Source organism: Arthrobacter sp. Soil762 (assembly GCF_001428335.1).
Classification (GTDB): Bacteria; Actinomycetota; Actinomycetes; order Actinomycetales; family Micrococcaceae; genus Arthrobacter.
Genome location: NZ_LMSG01000022.1, coordinates 116,510 through 133,653, shown reverse-complemented (window position 1 = coordinate 133,653; position 17,144 = coordinate 116,510). Strand labels below are relative to the sequence as shown.

At 67.0% G+C, this 17,144-nt stretch carries 13 protein-coding genes and 3 tRNA genes; 11 read left to right on the top strand and 5 right to left on the bottom strand.

Annotation, left to right across the window (positions count from 1 at the left end; all coding sequences use genetic code 11):
* Nucleotides 1-298: 298 nt before the first annotated feature.
* The 5 genes from ASG77_RS19460 to ASG77_RS19440 all read left to right on the top strand — a co-directional run bounded on the left by ASG77_RS19460 (nt 299) and on the right by ASG77_RS19440 (nt 7,466).
* Nucleotides 299-1,336: a universal stress protein gene (locus ASG77_RS19460; protein WP_056348829.1), complete on the top strand. Its 1,038-nt coding sequence runs from the start codon at nt 299-301 to the stop codon at nt 1,334-1,336.
* Between the two features lie 30 nt (nt 1,337-1,366).
* The gene (locus tag ASG77_RS19455; protein ID WP_235564686.1) at nt 1,367-4,081 is read left to right on the top strand and encodes a PEP/pyruvate-binding domain-containing protein; all 2,715 of its coding nucleotides are present in this window, start codon (nt 1,367-1,369) and stop codon (nt 4,079-4,081) included.
* A gap of 100 nt (nt 4,082-4,181) precedes the next feature.
* Nucleotides 4,182-5,606 (top strand): LolA family protein, encoded by a 1,425-nt coding sequence (locus ASG77_RS22745; RefSeq protein ID WP_056348822.1) that lies wholly within the window; start codon nt 4,182-4,184, stop codon nt 5,604-5,606.
* A gap of 74 nt (nt 5,607-5,680) precedes the next feature.
* The gene (locus ASG77_RS19445) at nt 5,681-6,637 is read left to right on the top strand and encodes an ABC transporter ATP-binding protein (RefSeq protein ID WP_056349028.1); all 957 of its coding nucleotides are present in this window, start codon (nt 5,681-5,683) and stop codon (nt 6,635-6,637) included.
* 31 nt (nt 6,638-6,668) lie between these two features.
* Nucleotides 6,669-7,466, top strand: coding sequence for an ABC transporter permease (locus ASG77_RS19440; protein ID WP_082576164.1), 798 nt, complete (start codon nt 6,669-6,671; stop codon nt 7,464-7,466).
* A 102-nt stretch (nt 7,467-7,568) separates the two neighbouring features.
* Here the strand turns inward: ASG77_RS19440 and ASG77_RS19435 are convergent, their stop codons facing one another.
* From ASG77_RS19435 to ASG77_RS19425, 3 genes are all read right to left on the bottom strand, one after another.
* Nucleotides 7,569-8,990, bottom strand: coding sequence for a C40 family peptidase (locus ASG77_RS19435; RefSeq protein WP_056348815.1), 1,422 nt, complete (start codon nt 8,988-8,990; stop codon nt 7,569-7,571).
* Nucleotides 8,991-9,233: 243 nt separating this feature from the next.
* Nucleotides 9,234-10,154, bottom strand: coding sequence for a cation diffusion facilitator family transporter (locus ASG77_RS19430; protein ID WP_056348812.1), 921 nt, complete (start codon nt 10,152-10,154; stop codon nt 9,234-9,236).
* A 10-nt stretch (nt 10,155-10,164) separates the two neighbouring features.
* A complete protein-coding gene (locus ASG77_RS19425) occupies nt 10,165-10,593 on the bottom strand; it encodes a metallopeptidase family protein (RefSeq protein WP_056348808.1) in 429 nt (142 codons plus the stop codon).
* A gap of 72 nt (nt 10,594-10,665) precedes the next feature.
* Here ASG77_RS19425 and ASG77_RS19420 point away from each other — a divergent pair, with 72 nt between their 5' ends.
* Nucleotides 10,666-11,283, top strand: coding sequence for a class I SAM-dependent methyltransferase (locus ASG77_RS19420; protein WP_056348804.1), 618 nt, complete (start codon nt 10,666-10,668; stop codon nt 11,281-11,283).
* A 9-nt stretch (nt 11,284-11,292) separates the two neighbouring features.
* On the opposite strand, the gene ASG77_RS19415 is transcribed toward ASG77_RS19420, so the two are convergent.
* A complete protein-coding gene (locus tag ASG77_RS19415; RefSeq protein WP_056348801.1) occupies nt 11,293-12,237 on the bottom strand; it encodes a DMT family transporter in 945 nt (314 codons plus the stop codon).
* Between the two features lie 53 nt (nt 12,238-12,290).
* On the bottom strand, nt 12,291-13,340 hold the full coding sequence (locus ASG77_RS19410) for a PHP domain-containing protein (RefSeq protein ID WP_056348798.1): 1,050 nt from the start codon (nt 13,338-13,340) through the stop codon (nt 12,291-12,293).
* A gap of 167 nt (nt 13,341-13,507) precedes the next feature.
* Between ASG77_RS19410 and ASG77_RS19405 the strand changes: the two genes are divergently transcribed.
* The 5 genes from ASG77_RS19405 (at nt 13,508) to ASG77_RS19385 (ending at nt 17,057) form a co-directional block, all read left to right on the top strand.
* Nucleotides 13,508-13,580: transfer RNA gene (locus ASG77_RS19405), tRNA-Glu, on the top strand.
* Between the two features lie 90 nt (nt 13,581-13,670).
* Nucleotides 13,671-13,744 (top strand) — tRNA-Asp (locus ASG77_RS19400).
* A 48-nt stretch (nt 13,745-13,792) separates the two neighbouring features.
* Nucleotides 13,793-13,868: transfer RNA gene (locus ASG77_RS19395), tRNA-Phe, on the top strand.
* A 339-nt stretch (nt 13,869-14,207) separates the two neighbouring features.
* Complete coding sequence (locus ASG77_RS19390; RefSeq protein WP_056348793.1) at nt 14,208-15,305, top strand: LacI family DNA-binding transcriptional regulator; 1,098 nt, start codon at nt 14,208-14,210, stop codon at nt 15,303-15,305.
* Nucleotides 15,306-15,383: 78 nt separating this feature from the next.
* Nucleotides 15,384-17,057, top strand: coding sequence for an ABC transporter substrate-binding protein (locus ASG77_RS19385; protein WP_056348790.1), 1,674 nt, complete (start codon nt 15,384-15,386; stop codon nt 17,055-17,057).
* Nucleotides 17,058-17,144 lie beyond the last annotated feature (87 nt).

The window sequence follows — 17,144 nt, the reverse complement described above, 5'->3', positions numbered from 1 at the left end:
CGTCGGCGGACCGGCAGTGCCTCGAAGACTACAGAACATTCAGGGCCGTGGATAGCCCAAACACAAACATTCTTCTTAACGTTGAATACGGTTGCCACTCCGTTTGCCATGGGCTGTGGATAACCCGTCATCCAGCGGTCCGCAGCCGCTTGCTAAGTGTCTGCGGACCGAGAATAGTGAGAAGCGGAAGCAGGGTTCTCCAGTCCGTCGGGGCCCACATCGCGGCCGGTGCGGGCGGAGGGCGCCGCTTCTGGCAGAATAGCCGCAACATAAGGCAGTATCGCGAGGAGGCGGCCCGATGGGCGCACAAGAGATGCATCCGGATCCGGAACAGGACCGGGCCGGAAATTCGGCTGCTCCGGTGGGGATCGTTGTGGGGGTGGACGGTTCCGACCACGGCCAGTGCGCTTTAGTGTGGGCAGCCCGGGAAGCCGAGCGCCGCCGTCGGCCGTTGCATATTGTCACCGCGTATTCAGTACCGATCTTTGCGGCGTCCGGGCTGGACGGCGGGTACGCCACCGTGGATGATTCCGTGATCCGCGAGGGTGCTGAAGCGATCGTCAAGCAGGCGCTGGACAAGGTTTCCGGCTACAACATCGAAGTTGACGGCTCCGTGGAGAACGGAGACGCTTCAGGCGTGCTCCTGGAAATGTCCGAGACAGCCGATCTGCTGGTGTTCGGCACCCGCGGCCGCGGCGGATTTGTGGGACGCCTGCTGGGCTCGGTGAGCAGCGCCCTGCCGGCTCACGCCAAGTGCCCCACGGTCACGGTGCCGCTGGTGTGTTCGGACCGGCTGGGCGAAACCACCGAAGACAAGCGCATCAGGGCCGAGCAGGCACAGCCAGGACACAAGCAGGTCGAGAACGTTGTCGTGGTGGGCGTGGACGGGTCCGAACAGGCACGCATCGCCGTGCTGGAGGCTGCGGACCAGGCTGAACGGCTCGGGGCAACCCTGCGCGTGATCTGTGCGGTGCCGCAGTTCAGCGGCTCCCTGGCCTGGGTTCCGGCCCCCATGGACCGCAAAGCCCTCTTCGATGACATCCGGGTCCAACTCAACGCCGGGATGGCCTGGCTCAAAAGCCACTACCCCAACCTTTCCGTGGAGTCGGAACTGCTGGACGGTTCGGCCGTGGATGTTCTCGTTGAGGCCAGCCGGCACGTAGAACTGGTGGTTGTGGGCACCCGGGGCCGTGGCGGGTTCACCGGCATGCTCCTGGGCTCCACGTCCGGCGGCGTGCTCCACCACGCCAAGAGCCCGGTCCTGGTGGTTCCGGACCGCGACGATCCGCGGCTGGCCGACCGGGCGCAGTTCGGACCGATCCCCGGCGCAGCCTGACCCATCACCTTCGCAGCAGGAGGCATGAAAATGCCTGACACCGGCAGTTCGTCTCCCATCCTCGGATTGGAGGCGGTCACCGCAGCAATGGTTCCCCTGGTGGGTGGCAAAGCGGCCAACCTGGGGGAACTGCTCGCCGCCGGGCTGCCCGTGCCGGACGGCTTCTGCCTCACCACGGAGGCCTACCGCCAAGCGACCGCGGGCCACGCGCACCGAACGGACGGTCTGCTCGCCAACGTCCACACTGCTCTTCAGGCAACGCCCGACGGCGACCTCCCCGCCTTGGCTGCGCTGGCGTCCCGGGCACGGGACCTGGTCCAAAACGCCCCGGTACCTCCCGAGGTGGCCGCCGCCGTCGAACAGGCGTACACAGCCCTGGGCGACAACGTTCCGGTGGCCGTCCGGTCCTCGGCCACTGCGGAGGACCTTCCGTCGGCGAGTTTCGCCGGCCAGCAGGACACATATCTGAACGTGGTGGGCGCTGCCGCCGTCGTGGAAGCCGTGCGCAACTGCTGGGCCTCGCTCTGGACGGACCGGGCGGTCAGCTACAGGGCAAGCAGGGGGATAGACCCGGCCGCGGTGGCGCTGGCCGTGGTGGTCCAGCGGATGGTGGATGCCACCGCCGCCGGCGTGCTTTTCACCGCGAACCCGCTGACGGGCCGCCGTAAGCAGGCCGTGATCGATGCCAGCCCGGGCTTGGGGGAAGCGGTAGTGTCCGGGGCCGTGAACCCGGACCATTTCGTCGTGGACCCGCTCACCGGGCGCGTGCTGGAACGCCGGCTTGGGGACAAACGGATCGCGGTCCGGCCCATCCCCGGCGGCGGCACACGGACTCTGGCCATCAGCAACGGCGGGGCCGCGGCGTGCCTGACGGACAAGCAGGCCGCCGAACTTGCAGCCTTAGGCCACCGGGTGGAGGGTCACTTTGGCTCGCCGCAGGACATTGAATGGGCCATTGCCGGCGATGGTCATTTCTGGCTGACCCAGTCGCGGCCCATCACCACGCTGTTCCCCGTCCCGCAGCGGGCCGCCGGCGGGGCGGGCACGCGCGTTTACCTTTGCTTCAGCCTGGCGCAAGGCCTGACCCGCCCCATCACGCCCATGGGCCTGGCAGCCTTCCGGCTCATTGCCTCCTCGGTGGCCCGCGCGGCGCAGTTCGATGTGCCCGAGCCGCGCAGGGGTCCGTCCCCTTACGCAGTGGCGGCCCAGCGGATCTACTTTGATCTGACCGCCGTAGCCCGCAGCACCACCGGCCGGCGGATCGTTCCCCGCGTCTTTGACGTGATGGAAGCTCGCTCGGCGACGGTGCTGCGCCGGGTTTTCGAGGACCCGCGGTTTTCCGTGACGCACAGGACGCCGCTGGGCTTGCTGCGGCACGTTGTCCCGGCGGCGGTGCATGCCCGGGTGCCGGAGTCGCTGCTCCGGGCCGTCTTCCGCCCGGACGCAGCCCTTCGCCGGACCAACCGGCGGGCGCGCGAGTTCGCCGACTCCCTCGAACCGTCCGCCGGCCTCACGCCGCTGCAGCGCCTGGACCACGCCGAACACGTACTCGGCACGCGCATCTTCTCGGTAGTGCCGTCCATCCTGCCGTTCCCGGCTCTCGGGTTCGCTGCCCTCGCGCTCGCCGGAAAACTGCTGGGCGGCGGCCGGTGGGATGACCTGCAGGTTGTGCTCCGCGGGCTGCCGAACAACGTCACCACGGAGATGGACCTGGAGCTGTGGCGCCTCGCCCAGGTGATTAAGAACGACGGCGGTTCCCGCGCCGCCGTGACGGACCGGAAACCGGCCGAGCTGGCCGAAGACTTCCGCGCGGGCCAGCTGCCCGCGGTGCTGCAGTCCGGACTGGCGCGGTTTATGGGCCAGTACGGTCACCGGGCGGTGGCCGAGATCGATGTCGGTATGCCGCGCTGGTCTGATGACCCCACCCATATCCTGGGTGTCCTGGCCAACTATCTCCGGCTTGAGGGTTCCGCGCTGGCGCCGGATGTCCAGTTCAGCAACGCCGCCGAGGAAGCGGACGCCTGCGTTGACCGCCTCGTCGCGGAGGCACGGAGCCGCGGCCGGCTGCGCGGAACGGTGGTCCGGGCCGCGCTGCGTCGGGCCAGGCTGTTCGCCGGACTGCGCGAGCTGCCCAAGTACCAGCTGGTGGTGGGCCTCGCCGAAGTGCGGAAGCAACTGGGCTTGGCCGGCGCGGCGCTGGCTGCGGCAGGGGTGGTAGCCGACGCTGATGACATCTTCTTCCTGGACCTGGATGAAGCCCGGACCGGCCTCGATTCGGGAGCAGCTGACCTCCGGGACCTGGTGGCGCAGCGGCGCGCGGACTACGCCGTGGAACTTGAACGGCGCCACATACCCCGGGTGCTGCTGTCGGACGGCACGGAGCCGGAAGCCATTCCATCCGGCGACGCTGTGACGGCATCCAAGGTGCCGGGGGCACTGAGCGGGAGCCCGGCGTCGGCCGGTGTTGTCACAGCGGCCGCCCGTGTGATCCTGGACCCGGTGGGTGCGCATCTGGAACCGGGGGAAATCCTGGTGGCGCCGTCCACGGACCCCGGCTGGACGCCGTTGTTCCTCACCGCGGGCGGACTGGTGATGGAGATGGGCGGACCAAATTCGCACGGGGCCGTGGTGGCGCGAGAGTACGGCATCCCGGCGGTGGTGGGCGTCCCGGACGCCACGCTCCGGCTCTTCACCGGGCAGGAAATAACGGTCGACGGCGGCGCCGGAACCGTGGTGCCGTCGTAGCCGGAGTGCCCCTCGGCATGACTTCCAGAAGGGGACGTGTGCCGCGGCGGTCCCCAGGCGTAACCTGAAGTATGGGCTCCAAGGATGAAGCGGGGCTGGCATGAACCGCGCATGGCTGCGCTGGGTGCCTGCCGCAGCTGTACCCGCAGTGATCGCCGCCGGTGTGCTGGTGGGATCCATTCCGGCGCGGGCCGGCGATCCGCTGCCACAAAAGTCTCCGGCTGAGGTCCTGACCCTCCTGGGCCAGCACAACACCAGGTCATTCTCCGGAACAGTACAGCAGTCCGCCGAGCTGGGCCTGCCCGAACTGCCGGCCGCCGGTCCCAGCTCCGGACCGGTGTCGGCCGGCGGGGCCGCGTCGGTCGTGGAGTTCCTGACCGGCGAACACACCGCCCGGATCTTTATGGACGGGCCAACCAAGATGCGGGTCCAAGTGATGGACCGGCTGGCTGAACGCGACGTCATCCGGCGGGACAACGACGTGTGGTTCTACAACTCCAAGGACAACAGCGCCGCCCACCTGGCCCTGCCGGCGTTCGCCAGCGACCTGCCGCTGCCTGTGCCCGGAGTTCCCGCCCTGCCTGAACCTCCCGCACCGCCTGAACCTCCCGCACCGCCTGAACCTCCCGCACTGCCAGGACCTCCCGCACCGCCCGGCGACCTGCCGGGCCGGGACCTGCCGGGTCCGGACCTTCCGAAGCCCGACCTGCCCTTGCCCATCCTGCCCGGCCCGCCAGTGCCCCCCGTAATGCCGACGCCCGAGGATCTGGCCCGGAAGTTCCTCGCCGTCGTAGACAGTTCCACCGAGGTGACGGTGGGTCCGGACGTCGAAGTCGCCGGCCGGTCCGCCTACAGCCTGGCACTGGCGCCAAGGACGCAGGGAACACTGCTTGAGAAGGTTGCCATCGCCGTCGACGGCGAGACAGGAATGCCGCTGCGCGTAACTGTGATGGCACGCGGCCAGGCGGAACCGGCTTTTGAGGCCGGCTTCACCAGCCTGTCCCTGGCGGCTCCGGACGACTCGGTGTTTACGTTTGTTGCCCCGCCGGGTGCCACAGTCAAAGAGCTGCCAGTGCCGCCGGTCCCGTATATGCCCGGCATGCCAGCCCTCCCGCCCAGTCCCGGTGGGATTACGCCCGGCGTGGTTCCAGACAGCGGCCCGGACCAGGTTCCTCCGGACGCGGTTCCGCTGGACCAGCCCACCGCCGTGCCGGAAGAGCCCCCCGCCCCGGACAAGGTTCCCGGCAGCGACGCCAGCCTGCGCCACCGCGACGCACCACGGCCAACGGTGACCGGCAAGGGCTGGGAAACGGTGATCGGGTTCCCCTCGGCACCCGGCGGGCAAGGGGCTGCCTGGACTGAATCCTTGCTGAAGGATCCGCTCCTGTCCCAGGCCGCCGTCGTCGTTCCTGGCGGACGGCTCCTGTCCACGGCACTGGTCAACGTCCTCCTGACGGACGACGGCAGGGTCTTTGTGGGGATGGTCCCGGCGGAGCGGCTGCAGGCCGCCGCCGGCGCGGCGTGACTGCGGCCGAGGGGACGGCTGCCACCGGGATAGCCGCCGCCCGGACCACTTCCACAGGCAATGGGACGGCCGGGCTGACCATCGAGACCCAAGGCCTGACCAAGCGTTTCGGCCACCAGCTGGCGGTCGACAACGTGGACCTCGCGGTTCCCCACGGCGCCGTGTTCGGGTTCCTGGGCCCCAACGGGTCGGGCAAAACCACCACCATCCGGATGCTGTTGGGCCTTGCCGCGGCGTCGGCCGGAACCGTCAGCGTCCTGGGCCTGCAGATGCCGCAGCGGCTGCATGAGGTCCTGCCGCGCGTCGGTGCGCTGGTGGAGGGGCCGGCGTTTTATCCGTTCCTTTCCGGCACCGCCAACCTGCACCGCCTGGATGCTGCCAGCCGGCATGCGGCGCCCGCTTCCCGGACCGCCCGAGTTGCTGCCGCGCTTGAGCGGGTGGGCCTCTCACACGCCGCCGGCAAGCGGGTCCACGCCTACTCCCTGGGTATGAAGCAGCGGCTGGGGATCGCCAACGCGCTGCTGTCGCCGCGGGAACTGCTGGTGCTCGATGAGCCCACCAACGGACTGGACCCGCAGGGAACGCGGGAAGTGCGGAGCCTGGTCCGGTCGCTGGCCGCCGACGGCGCCACCGTCTTCGTCTCCAGCCACCTCCTGGCAGAAGTGGAACAGATCTGCACGCACGCGGCCATCATGAGCGCCGGGCGGCTCGTGGCCCAGGGGCCGCTGGCGGAGCTCCGCCAGGCCGGTGAGACCCGGATCCGCCTGTTAACGCCCGACGCCGGGACGGCAAGTGAGGTCCTGCTGCGGTTGGGCATGTCCCCGGAGAGAAGCCCTGAGGCCGGAACACCTGAACCGGACGGGGACGTGCTGACCGCCGTCGCCGCTGCGTCGCGGCTGGCGGCCCCGGAGGACATTGTGGCGGAGCTCGTGGCGGCCGGGGTGCGGGTGCGGGGCTTTTCCGTTGAGCGCGAGAGCCTGGAGGAGCGCTTTGTGGCGCTGACGGGGGAGGGGTTCGACATTGCCCAATAGCGCTCCAGGTGCGCCGTCGAGCCTGTCCCTGCTGGCGTCTGAGCTGAAGACGCTGTTCCGGCGTCGCCGGACCGCGGCCATGCTGCTGGCGCTTGCCGCGATACCGGTGCTGATCGCCGTCGCCGTCCGGCTCTCGTCATCCGTTCCTCCCGGAAGGGGACCTGCCTTCCTGGACCGGATCAGCCAGAACGGGCTGTTTGTGGCCGTCACGGCGATGCTGGTCTCCGTGCCGCTCTTTCTTCCCCTGACCATTGGGGTGGTGGCGGGCGATACAATCGCCGGCGAGGCGAGCCTGGGCACGCTGCGTTACCTGTTGGTGGCGCCCGCCGGGCGCGTGCGCCTGCTGCTCGTGAAGTACGCCGGCGCGCTGGCGTTCTGCATCGCCGCGCCCGTCACGGTGGCACTGGCCGGGGCAGCGATCGGAGCTTCGCTGTTTCCCGTAGGGCCGGTGACGCTCCTGTCCGGCGACGTCGTCCAGCCTCCTGAGGCCGCACTGCGGCTGGTCCTGATTGCTGCCTACCTTGCGGTGTCCCTGGCAGGACTCTCGGCGATCGGCCTGTTCCTGTCCACCTTGACGGTGGTACCGGTGGGCGCCATGGCCGCCACTGTGGTTCTGTCAGTGGTCTCGCAGGTCCTGGACCAATTGCCGCAGTTGGAATGGCTGCACCCCTGGCTGTTTACGCATTACTGGTTCGGCTTCGCGGACGTCCTGCGCCAACCGGTTTTGTGGGACTCTTTTGCCAGCAACGCGCTGCTGCAGGCGGGCTACATCGCCGTCTTCGGGGCGCTCGCCTATGGCCGGTTCGTCACCAAGGACGTTCTGTCCTGAGCGTGGATGCCTTGAGCCTGGATGTCCTGCGCTTTCTCCCTGAGACTAGAGCGCTGCGCCTGGAGTCCCGGACAGGTGCCTAGGAACGGAGCCCTGGCCCGGTCAGTAGCGGGCGGCGTAAGGGTGGAGCTGCATCCCGGCCATCCAGCTCAACTGGGTCACGCCGATGCCCTCGTCCGGATTCAGCGCCTGCACTACCTGGCCGTTCCCCAGGTAGATGGCCACGTGATAAAAACCCGGCGCTGAGCCCCAGACCAGCAGATCGCCACGCCGGGCCTGGGAGATCGGCACGTGAACGGGGGCTGCCGCGTACTGCTGGGCAGCGGTGCGCGGCAGGTACTTGCCCGCGGCGGCGAAGGCCGTTTGCACGAGGCCGGAGCAGTCAAAACCGTTGGGGCCGGTGCCGCCGTATTGGTAGAAGTACGGTGACCCCACCTTGGACATCGCCACGGAGACGGCAGTCTCGTTCGAGCCGCCCGGCGAGGGAGCGGGTGTTGGCCCGGGTGCAGGCGCCGGAGCTGGGGCTGGTGCGGGGGCTGGAGCGGGTGCCGGTGCGGGGGCGGGTGCCGGAACTGGAGCAGGTGCCGGGGCTGGTGCAGGCGCGAGTGCCGGTGCTGGAACTGGTGCGGGTGCCGGTGCGGCCGGCAGGTTCCCGCCAGCGGCCGGTCCGGCTGAGGGCCGGTCTGGCGCTGCTTGGGCCGCAGCCCGATCAGCAGCCGCAGTCAGTTCGGCGAGCTTGGCTTCCTCTCGCTGCCGGTCCAAAGCGTCAATGCGAGCTGATTCGAGGGCCACTGTGGTGTTCCGCAGCTGGGCGAGCTGCTCCACGAGGATTGTCCGCTGCGCCGCGGCTTCGGCTACGGCCTTGGCCTGGGTGGCGTTGGCTTGTTCGGCCTCTTCCTTGCGGGCTTCGGCCTTCTGGGCGGCGTCATCGGCGGCCCGGTTGGCGTCGTCGGCGGCGGCCGTCAGCGACTGAGCCGCGGACGCTGCTGATGCGGCCGCTTCGAAGGCACGGCTCCGGCTGGCCGAAATGGCTTCCAGCGTCGCGGCCTGGTGCAGGGCTTCGGCATTGCCGCTGACGAAGGTGCCCAGCGTCGGGTTCAGCCCGCCGTTGCGGTAGAGGTCACCGGCGAGCTGGCCGACCTGTTTCCGGGTCCTGTCCTGCTCGTTGGTCGCAGCGGTGGCCTTGGCCGTGGCCACTTCCGCAGCCGTCCTGCGGTCCTGCAGTTCTACCAGGGCTTCGCCGAAGGCGTTGTTGGCTTGCAGCGACAAAGCAAACGTGGCTTGCTGGGCGCTGGTGGCGTCGGCCAGGAGGCGTTCGATGATGGCGACCTGATCCGCCGTCGCGCGTTCACTCGCCTTAGCCGTGGCGATGTCCTCCGGGGTGGGAAGTTCCGGTGACGCCGGACGCTGGACTGTTGGAGCCTGCGGTAGCGGCGCTGCCTGGGCGGGGAGGGTCATGGTGCCGAAAAGTACGACGGCGGTGCACAGTACGGCGGCCTTCAGGCCGGATCCGGTCAAACCCATTCGCAGAACCTCGCACGCAATAGGGCTGGGGGAGCGAGGTCTGGTGGCGGCACAAGGAGCCCCTCTGCTGATCTCCCAGCAGTCCGAGGCTACGTGAGCGTGTGCACTTTGGCAACACTGGTCACATCAATAACATAAACAACAAGAGTGCAATTCCGGCACATCTGGACCGGCGTGTCGCGGAATCGACTTCCGCTCCGCAGGAGCAGCACGCAGAGGATGTCAGCCTCACCGCCTTGCTTGCTAGGCGTGCTGGCGCGATTCGTGCTCCGAGTGGCTGGCAGGCTCCAGCTGGAAAGTGCAGTGCTCGGTGTCAAAGTGGGAGCCCAGGCAGGTGGTCAGCTTGTCCAGCAATTGATCTGCGCCGCGGGCATTCAGGACGCCGTCCTCCACCACCACGTGGGCCGAAAACACGGGCACGCCGGACGTGATGGTCCAGATGTGGATGTCATGGACGTCCACCACTCCGTCAACGCTGAGAATGTGCTCGCGGATCATCTGGACTTCCACGCCTTTGGGGGTTGCCTCCAGGAGGACGTCCACCACATCCCGCAGCAGGCTCCAGGCCCGCGGCAGGATCATCAGGGCGATGAGCACCGAGGCGATCGTATCGGCGGCCTGGTAGCCGGTGAACATGATGACCAGGGCAGCAACGATGACGGCGACGGAGCCCAGCAGGTCGCCCAGCACCTCAAGGTAGGCGCCCCGGACGTTCAGGCTGTCCTGGTGCGCGCCGCGCAGGATCAGCAGCGAGACCAGGTTGGCCACCGCGCCCAGGATGGCGGCGAAGAGCATGATGTCGGTGTGGACCTCGGGCGCCGAGCCGATCCGGCGGATGGCCTCGGTGAAGATAACCACCGAGATGACAATCAGGATCAGCGCGTTGGCCAGGGCGGCCAGGACCTCGGCACGCTGGTAGCCGTAGGTCCGCAGGTCACTCGCCGGGCGTCCTGCGATCCAGGCAGCCAGGAGCGCGATGGTCACGCCTGCCGCGTCGGAGAGCATGTGGCCGGCATCAGCCAGCAGGGCCAATGATCCGGACAGCGCCGCGCCGATCACCTGGACCACCACCACCGCCAGGGTGATGGCCAGGACGGCGATGAGCCGTTTGCGGTGCCGGCCTGTTGCCGTGATCCCGTGTGTGTGGCTGTGGTCGTGTCCCATGCCTACAAGGCTAGTCCCAGCCGAGCTCGTGCAGCCGCCGGTCATCGATGCCGAAGTGGTGGGCGATCTCGTGGACCACCGTCACGGCCACTTCCTGGATCACCTCGTCGCGGGACCCGCAGATGTCCAGGATGGGTTGACGGAAGATGGTGATCCGGTCCGGCAGCGAACCGGCATCCCACCATGAATCCCGCTCCGTCAAGGGAACGCCCTCGTAGAGGCCCAGTAGAACGGTGTCCGGATCCTCGCCCGGGCCGGGCACGTAGTCGTCTTCGACAAACACCGCCACGTTGTCCATGGCCGCCGCCAGTTTGGCGGGGATCAGGCCCAGGGCATCCGTGACGGCGGCCTCGAAATCGTCAGCGGACATCTCGAACGGACCGGACTCTTGCGGGCCATCCGGGATGATGGGCAGGCCGGGCGGCAGGTTGACGGGCATATGCAGACTCTAGTCCGCAGCCGGGTTGGCGCGCATACTGAATCCCATCCCTGACCGCCTGTGAGGAGCCGGATGTCCGTCCGCCATCGCCTTTTTGCCGCCATGTACGACACGTTGTCGGCCTCTGTGGAGCGCAGGGAGCTCGGTCCGCGCCGGGCGCTGCTGCTCTCAGGGCTGACGGGAACCGTGGTGGACGTCGGCGCAGGCACCGGGGCAAACCTGCGGCATTTCCGCCGTGCTGACCGGGTAATCCTCGTGGAACCGGACCCCTACATGCGGGCCAGATTGAGGGCACGCCTGGGGGAGTCGCCCGTTCCGGTGGAGGTTTCCGACGCCGATGCGGAGCACCTGCCGCTGCCGGACGGCGCAGCGGACGCCGTTGTGTTCACCCTGGTGCTGTGCTCGGTGCCGGATCAGCGGCTTGCCCTTTTGGAGGCGCGCAGGGTCCTCAAACCCGGCGGGACACTAGCGGTGCTGGAACATGTCCGCGGACAGGGCCGGCCGGCCCGCTGGCAGGACAGGTTGGACGGTCTGTGGGGCCGCTGCGTGGCGCCCGGGTGCCACATCAATCGGAATACGGTGGCATCCATCGGCGAGGCCGGGTTTGAATTTACGGAAGTCAGCAGGTTGGAGGCTCCGGCTGTTGCCCTGGCCACGCCGATCATCGCGGGCACAGCAGTGCCGCGGTGAATGGAGCCCCTACCGGGACCTGCGGCGGGTCAGGCCCACACCCACCAGGCAGACCACGCCGCCCACCAGTCCCAGCACGGCGGGGACTTCGCTGAGGACCAGCCAGGAGATCAGGATGGTGGTGCCCGGCACCAGATAGGTGGTGGCCGCCAGTTTTCCGGCGTCAATCAGCGACAGCGCGTAGGCCCACGTGGTGAACGCGATGGCGGTGGGGAAGACGCCCAGATACACCAGGCCCAGTGTTGCCGGCAGCGGGGCGGACTGCAGTTCGGACACCAGCTGGCCGCTGAAGGGCAGGCAGCAGACCGCCCCCACCATGATGCCGAACCAGGTGGCCTGGCCCGCCGGGAACTTCCGCAGCACCGGCTTCTGGATGATGACGCTGACGGCGGCGAGCACGGCGGCAAGGAGGCAGAGCAGCACGCCCGCCACATCCGCCGTCGAACGTTCCCCGGAACCTGAGCCGGATCCGAGCGCGATCAGCGCCACCCCGCCGAACGCCACCAGGCTCCCGATAATCAGCCAGCGCGGGAAGCCCTCCTTCAGGAAGAAACCGGCCATGATGGCAACGAGGATGGGGTTGACGTTGATCAGCAGGGCGGCGGTCCCGGCGTCCAGCAGGTGTTCCGCCGCGTTCAGGGCCACGTTGTAGCCGCCGAACCACATCACGCCGTACCCCAGGATGGGCCACCATTCGCGGCCTTGCGGCAGCACCCTGCTCTTGGCCAGCTGCGGCAGCACCAGTACGCCGAGCACGACGGCGGCAACCGCCAGCCTGCCCAGGGTCAGGGATCCGGGGGAGAAGGTGGGGCCGATGGCCCGGATCCCCACGAATGCCGAAGCCCAGAGCACCACGGTGACCACCACGGCGGCGACGCCGAGCGCGTTAGTGCGGCCAGGGGGTGGGCGAAGCGCCGTTGTTGTTGCTGCGCTGGGAGGGGTGCTGGAAGCCATGCTGCCAATCTATCCCCGGGGCGACGCCCGCAGCTGGCGGGAATCGGTCACGTCTAGTCGAGTTTCTGCCAATCCCGGGCCGACCACTCCAGCAGCCGTTCCAGGGGCCAGGTGGTGACAATGCGCTCTGCGGGAATGTTGTTGTCCGCGGCGCGGGCCGCTCCGTACTGGAGGAAGTCGAGCTGGCCCGGAGCGTGGGCGTCGCTGTCGATCGAGAACAGGCAGCCGGCGTCGAGGGCCAGCTGGATCAGGTCATCCGGCGGGTCCTGCCGCTCGGGGCGGGAGTTGATTTCTACCGCCACGTTGGATTCCGCGCACGCGGCGAAGACCTTACGGGCGTCGAAGTCCGATTGGGGCCGCGTGCCGCGCGAGCCTTCCACCAGGCGTCCGGTGCAGTGGCCCAGCACGTTGGTCCGGGGGTTCCGGATGCCCTGGAGCATCCGCCGCGTCATGGTGTCGCGGTCTGCCCGGAGCTTCGAATGGACGCTGGCCACCACAATATCCAGCCGCTCCAGCATGTCCGGTGACTGGTCCAGTTCGCCGGATTCCAGGATGTCCACTTCGATGCCGGTGAGGAGCCGGAATCCGTCCTTTTTGCCGTCAACTGCGGCGGCAGCGTTGATGGTGGCCACAACGTCGAGCTGTTCGGTCAGGCGCTCGGCGCTGAGCCCGTTGGCGATGGTCAGGTTGGGGGAGTGATCCGTCAGGGCCAGGTACTCGCGGCCCAGCAGGCGCGCAGCATCGGCCATGAGCTGGATGGGGGAGCCGCCGTCGGACCAGTCGCTGTGGCTGTGGAGGTCGCCCCGGAGCGCTTCGTGGAGCTCGGCCCCGCCGTCCGCCAGAGGCGCCGCGCTGCGCTGGCGAAGATCCTCAAGGTACTCGGGCACCTCGCCGTCCACGGCCTGCCGGACCACCTGGTAGGTCCTGTCGCCGATGCCCTTCATGCTCTTGAGCCTGCCGTCCCGGGCCCGGGCGGCCACCTCGGAAGGGTCAAGCGCGCCGATAATCCCCGCCGCCTTCCGGAAGGCCTGGACCTTGAAGGTGGCAGCGCGTTCCCGTTCCAACCAGAAAGCAATTTCATTGAGTGCGGCGACGGCATCCATCTGTCCATCTTCGCCTGTTCCGGCCGCTTCAGTCAGGTGTCTTCGAGCCGATTTTGAGTTATTCCCACCGAGGCCCTATAGTTTTAGAGTCCAGTTCGGAGCAACTGCAAACGAGAAGACTGAGAGCCTCGGCTCGAAGCCTTTTATTTTGTGCCGAACGGGTTCTGGCCCCCATCGTCTAGCGGCCTAGGACACCGCCCTTTCACGGCGGCGGCACGGGTTCGAATCCCGTTGGGGGTACGCAAGGAACTGGTCTGGCGGGCTGAAAACGTCTGGTAAGCTGGAAGCCTTGAAAAAAGCGGTAGCGATGCCGCGAAGCAAGAAAATCAAGGCCCTGTAGCGCAGTTGGTTAGCGCGCCGCCCTGTCACGGCGGAGGTCGCGGGTTCAAGTCCCGTCAGGGTCGCTCTGATTGCCGGAAGAAATTCCGGCGGTCAAGGTGACATGTCACCTAGGCTCTGTAGCTCAGTTGGTAGAGCGTTCGACTGAAAATCGAAAGGTCACCGGATCGACGCCGGTCGGAGCCACCACTGGGAAGCATCAGTTCTTCGGAACTGATGCTTTTCTTCTTTAACAACCGTCTGCTTCCCGGCCGGTCCACGCCGCGCATATTCCTTGTCGACGCGCACATTCCCTGGTGACACCGAAATATAGGTGTCGTCGGGGATTCTCCGTGTCGGTGGGGAAATTGCGCGTCATAGGAGCGGTCGGCGCGACGAAGCCTGGACCCCCATAGAAAGTTTTCGCCAGCCGTTGACAGTTTCCATGTAACGCGCGTAACCTAAATCACACGCGGCATGTAACGCGCGTAACTAAAAGAATCCGGCCGGTCACCAGACGGGCCCCACCCAGAAGTCCCGGAGCATTCAATGGCGAACAGCACCCCACCCGTACCTGCAGCGAAGACACGCGCAGGTACGGCGGCGGCCCCCGCGCAGCGTGGCGTCACCATGGCGGATGTGGCCAAGTACGCCGGAGTGTCCCGCACCGCCGTGTCCTTCGTACTCAGCAACCGGGAGCATGCCAACGTCTCGCAGGACACCAAGCACCGCATCCTTGAGGCCGTCCAAACACTCGGCTACCGTCCCAACGCCGGTGCCCGGGCACTGGCGTCCCAGCGAAGCGACTGGTACGGCATCGTCACGGAGATTGTCACGGCACCGTTCGCCGTGGACATCATCAAGGGCGCACAGGACCAGGCCTGGCTGTCCCGCCGGTTCCTGCTCATCGCGCCCTCCGACCAGGCCGATGCCGTAGGACCCAACCAGGGCATGGAGGATGCAGCCTTTGAAAAGCTGCTGGAGCAGAGGGTGGAAGGACTTCTGTACGCGGCCACCTTCCACCGGGCCGTGCACGTTCCGAAAAGCGCCAATGAGGTGCCCACTGTCCTGATCAACTGCTTCGACGCGGACGGGAAGCTGCCCTCGATCGTCCCGGACGAACGCGCAGGTGGGCGCGTCGCCGTCGAGCGTTTGCTCCAGGCAGGCCACTCCAGAATCGGTGTCATCAACCTGGATCCGAACATCCCCGCCGCCGTCGGACGACTGGAGGGGTGCCGTGAAGCACTCGCCGAAGCAGGGCTGGAACTGGACCCTGATCTTCTAGTCTCGGGATACGCGACGGCGGACGGCGGCTACGAGGCAGCCTGCCAAATTCTTGATAGATATCCCGCTGGGGAAGGCAGGCCAACTGCCTTGTTCTGCCTCAACGACCGGATGGCAATGGGCGCCTACGACGCCATCAAGGAGCGCGGGCTCGCCATCCCCCAAGACATCGCCGTGATCGGCTTCGACAACCAGGAACTCATTGCGGCCTACCTCAGGCCAAAACTGACCACGGTTGCGTTGCCCTTCGAGGAGATGGGTGCGCTGGGTGTCCAGACACTCGCAAGCCTTACAGCAGGACAGCCGATCACCGCCCATCAGCAAATGGTCGACTGTCCGCTGCTAGAACGCTTTTCAGTCTGACGGCAAATCATTACCTGAAAAGCAAACCCCAACCACACCTTCACCTTCAGCGATGAAGAGAGGAAAGAGATACCCATCATGACACAACAGCGATTCTTCAGGGCTGCCCGCATCACGGCGGCCGGCCTGGCCGTGGGAGCCCTCCTGCTCACCGGCTGCTCAGCGAACCAGGGCACAACAGGTGCCACCGGCGCCTCAGCCGAGAGCGCCTTCCTGACCATTCCCCGCGAGGACATGGGCACGTTTGTCCAGAACTTCAACCCCTTCGCACCCACGGTGAACCCCATGGTGCAGCAGTCGATCTACGAGTCCCTTCTGATCTTCAACCCGGCCAAGGGGGACACCACGCCGTGGCTCGCCACTGAGTGGCAGGCGGCAGCCGACGGCAAGTCCATCACCTTCACCCTCCGCGATGGAGTGAAGTGGTCGGACGGAAAGCCGTTCGTCGCAGAAGACGTCGCTTACACTTTCGAACTCCAGAAGAAGATCAAGGGAGGCTTTGAGTACCTCGAAACGGTGACTGCCGAGGGCACGAACAAGGTCACCTTCAGCTTCAGCAAGCCCTGGTCGCCGGCCCTTTACGACCTGGGCCAGCTCACCATCCTGCCCAAGCACATCTGGTCCGCGCTTGCTGATCCGGGCAAGGATGCCAACGCCCAGCCGGTGGGCACCGGCCCGTACACCGAAGTGGACAGCTTCCAGGCCCAGTCCTTCGTGCTGAAGAAGAACCCCAACTACTGGCAGCCGGAAAAGCAGAAGATCGCCGGCATCAAGATGCTTGCCTTCGCCGGGAACGACGGCGCCAACCTCGCCGCCGCGAACGGCGACGTCGACTGGGCGCCGCAGTACATTCCCAACATTGAAAAGACCTTTGTCTCCAAGGACAAGGAACACCGCCAGTACTGGTTCCCGGCCACGGGCGCGACGATCAACTGGCAACTCAACACCGCCAAGGCACCCTTCAACGACGTTGACGTCCGCAAGGCACTCAGCATGGCCGTGGACCGCGACCAGGTGACCAAGATCGGCATGAGCGGCTACGCGAAGCCGGCCGACTGCACGGGCCTGTCCGGCAACTATGAAAAGTGGATGAACGCCAGCGTCAAGGACAACTGCACCTGGACCAAACTGGATCTGGACGCTGCGAACCAGCTGCTGGACAAGGCCGGTTACGCCAAGGGAGCCGCCGGCAAGCGCACGCTGAAGGACGGCACGCCTTTCGAATTCAAGATCTCCGTTGGCGCTTCTTCATCCGACTGGCTTTCCGTGGCCAACGTGATTTCCCAGAACCTCGCCGAGGTCGGCGTGACAGCCAAGGTTGATTCCCCGGACTGGGCCGCGGTGGTAGCCGGCTACGAGACGGGGGACTTCGATTCGGGCATCGTCTGGAGCGCCAACGACCCCAGCCCGTACAAGTACTTCAACACCACCATGGGCACCACAACGGTCAAGCCGGTCGGCACCAAAACCTTCGACAACTACCACCGCTTCGGGGACGCCAAGGCTGATGCGCTGCTCGCCGAGTTCGCCGCGGAGGCCGACGAGTCCAAGCAGAAGGGCATCGCCGACAAACTCCAGGAAGAATATAACGACGTCGCCCCCTTGGTGCCGCTGTTCTCCGGCCCGGAATGGGGCGCCTTCAACGACACCCGGTTCACCGGCTGGCCCACTCAGGACAACCCGTATGCGACCCTCTCGGTGAAGTCGCCGACCACCGTCCTGGTGCTGACGTCGCTGGAACCGCGCAAGTAGTCCCACCGCCTCCCTTTCTACTGGCGGGCCCGTGCCTCTTCCATGGGACCCGGGCCCGCCGCCCAAAACTTTCCGCAATTCCCGAAT

Excerpts from the sequence above, each read along its gene's own strand:
- ASG77_RS19415 (WP_056348801.1), bottom strand. The coding sequence starts at position 12,237 with ATGGCTTCCAGCACCCCTCCCAGCGCAGCAACAACAACGGCGCTTCGC.
- ASG77_RS19455 (WP_235564686.1), top strand. The coding sequence starts at position 1,367 with ATGCCTGACACCGGCAGTTCGTCTCCCATCCTCGGATTGGAGGCGGTC.
- ASG77_RS19435 (WP_056348815.1), bottom strand. The coding sequence starts at position 8,990 with ATGGGTTTGACCGGATCCGGCCTGAAGGCCGCCGTACTGTGCACCGCC.
- ASG77_RS19425 (WP_056348808.1), bottom strand. The coding sequence starts at position 10,593 with ATGCCCGTCAACCTGCCGCCCGGCCTGCCCATCATCCCGGATGGCCCG.
- ASG77_RS19385 (WP_056348790.1), top strand. The coding sequence starts at position 15,384 with ATGACACAACAGCGATTCTTCAGGGCTGCCCGCATCACGGCGGCCGGC.
- ASG77_RS19430 (WP_056348812.1), bottom strand. The coding sequence starts at position 10,154 with ATGGGACACGACCACAGCCACACACACGGGATCACGGCAACAGGCCGG.
- ASG77_RS19390 (WP_056348793.1), top strand. The coding sequence starts at position 14,208 with ATGGCGAACAGCACCCCACCCGTACCTGCAGCGAAGACACGCGCAGGT.
- ASG77_RS19410 (WP_056348798.1), bottom strand. The coding sequence starts at position 13,340 with ATGGATGCCGTCGCCGCACTCAATGAAATTGCTTTCTGGTTGGAACGG.
- ASG77_RS19460 (WP_056348829.1), top strand. The coding sequence starts at position 299 with ATGGGCGCACAAGAGATGCATCCGGATCCGGAACAGGACCGGGCCGGA.
- ASG77_RS19420 (WP_056348804.1), top strand. The coding sequence starts at position 10,666 with ATGTCCGTCCGCCATCGCCTTTTTGCCGCCATGTACGACACGTTGTCG.
- ASG77_RS22745 (WP_056348822.1), top strand. The coding sequence starts at position 4,182 with ATGAACCGCGCATGGCTGCGCTGGGTGCCTGCCGCAGCTGTACCCGCA.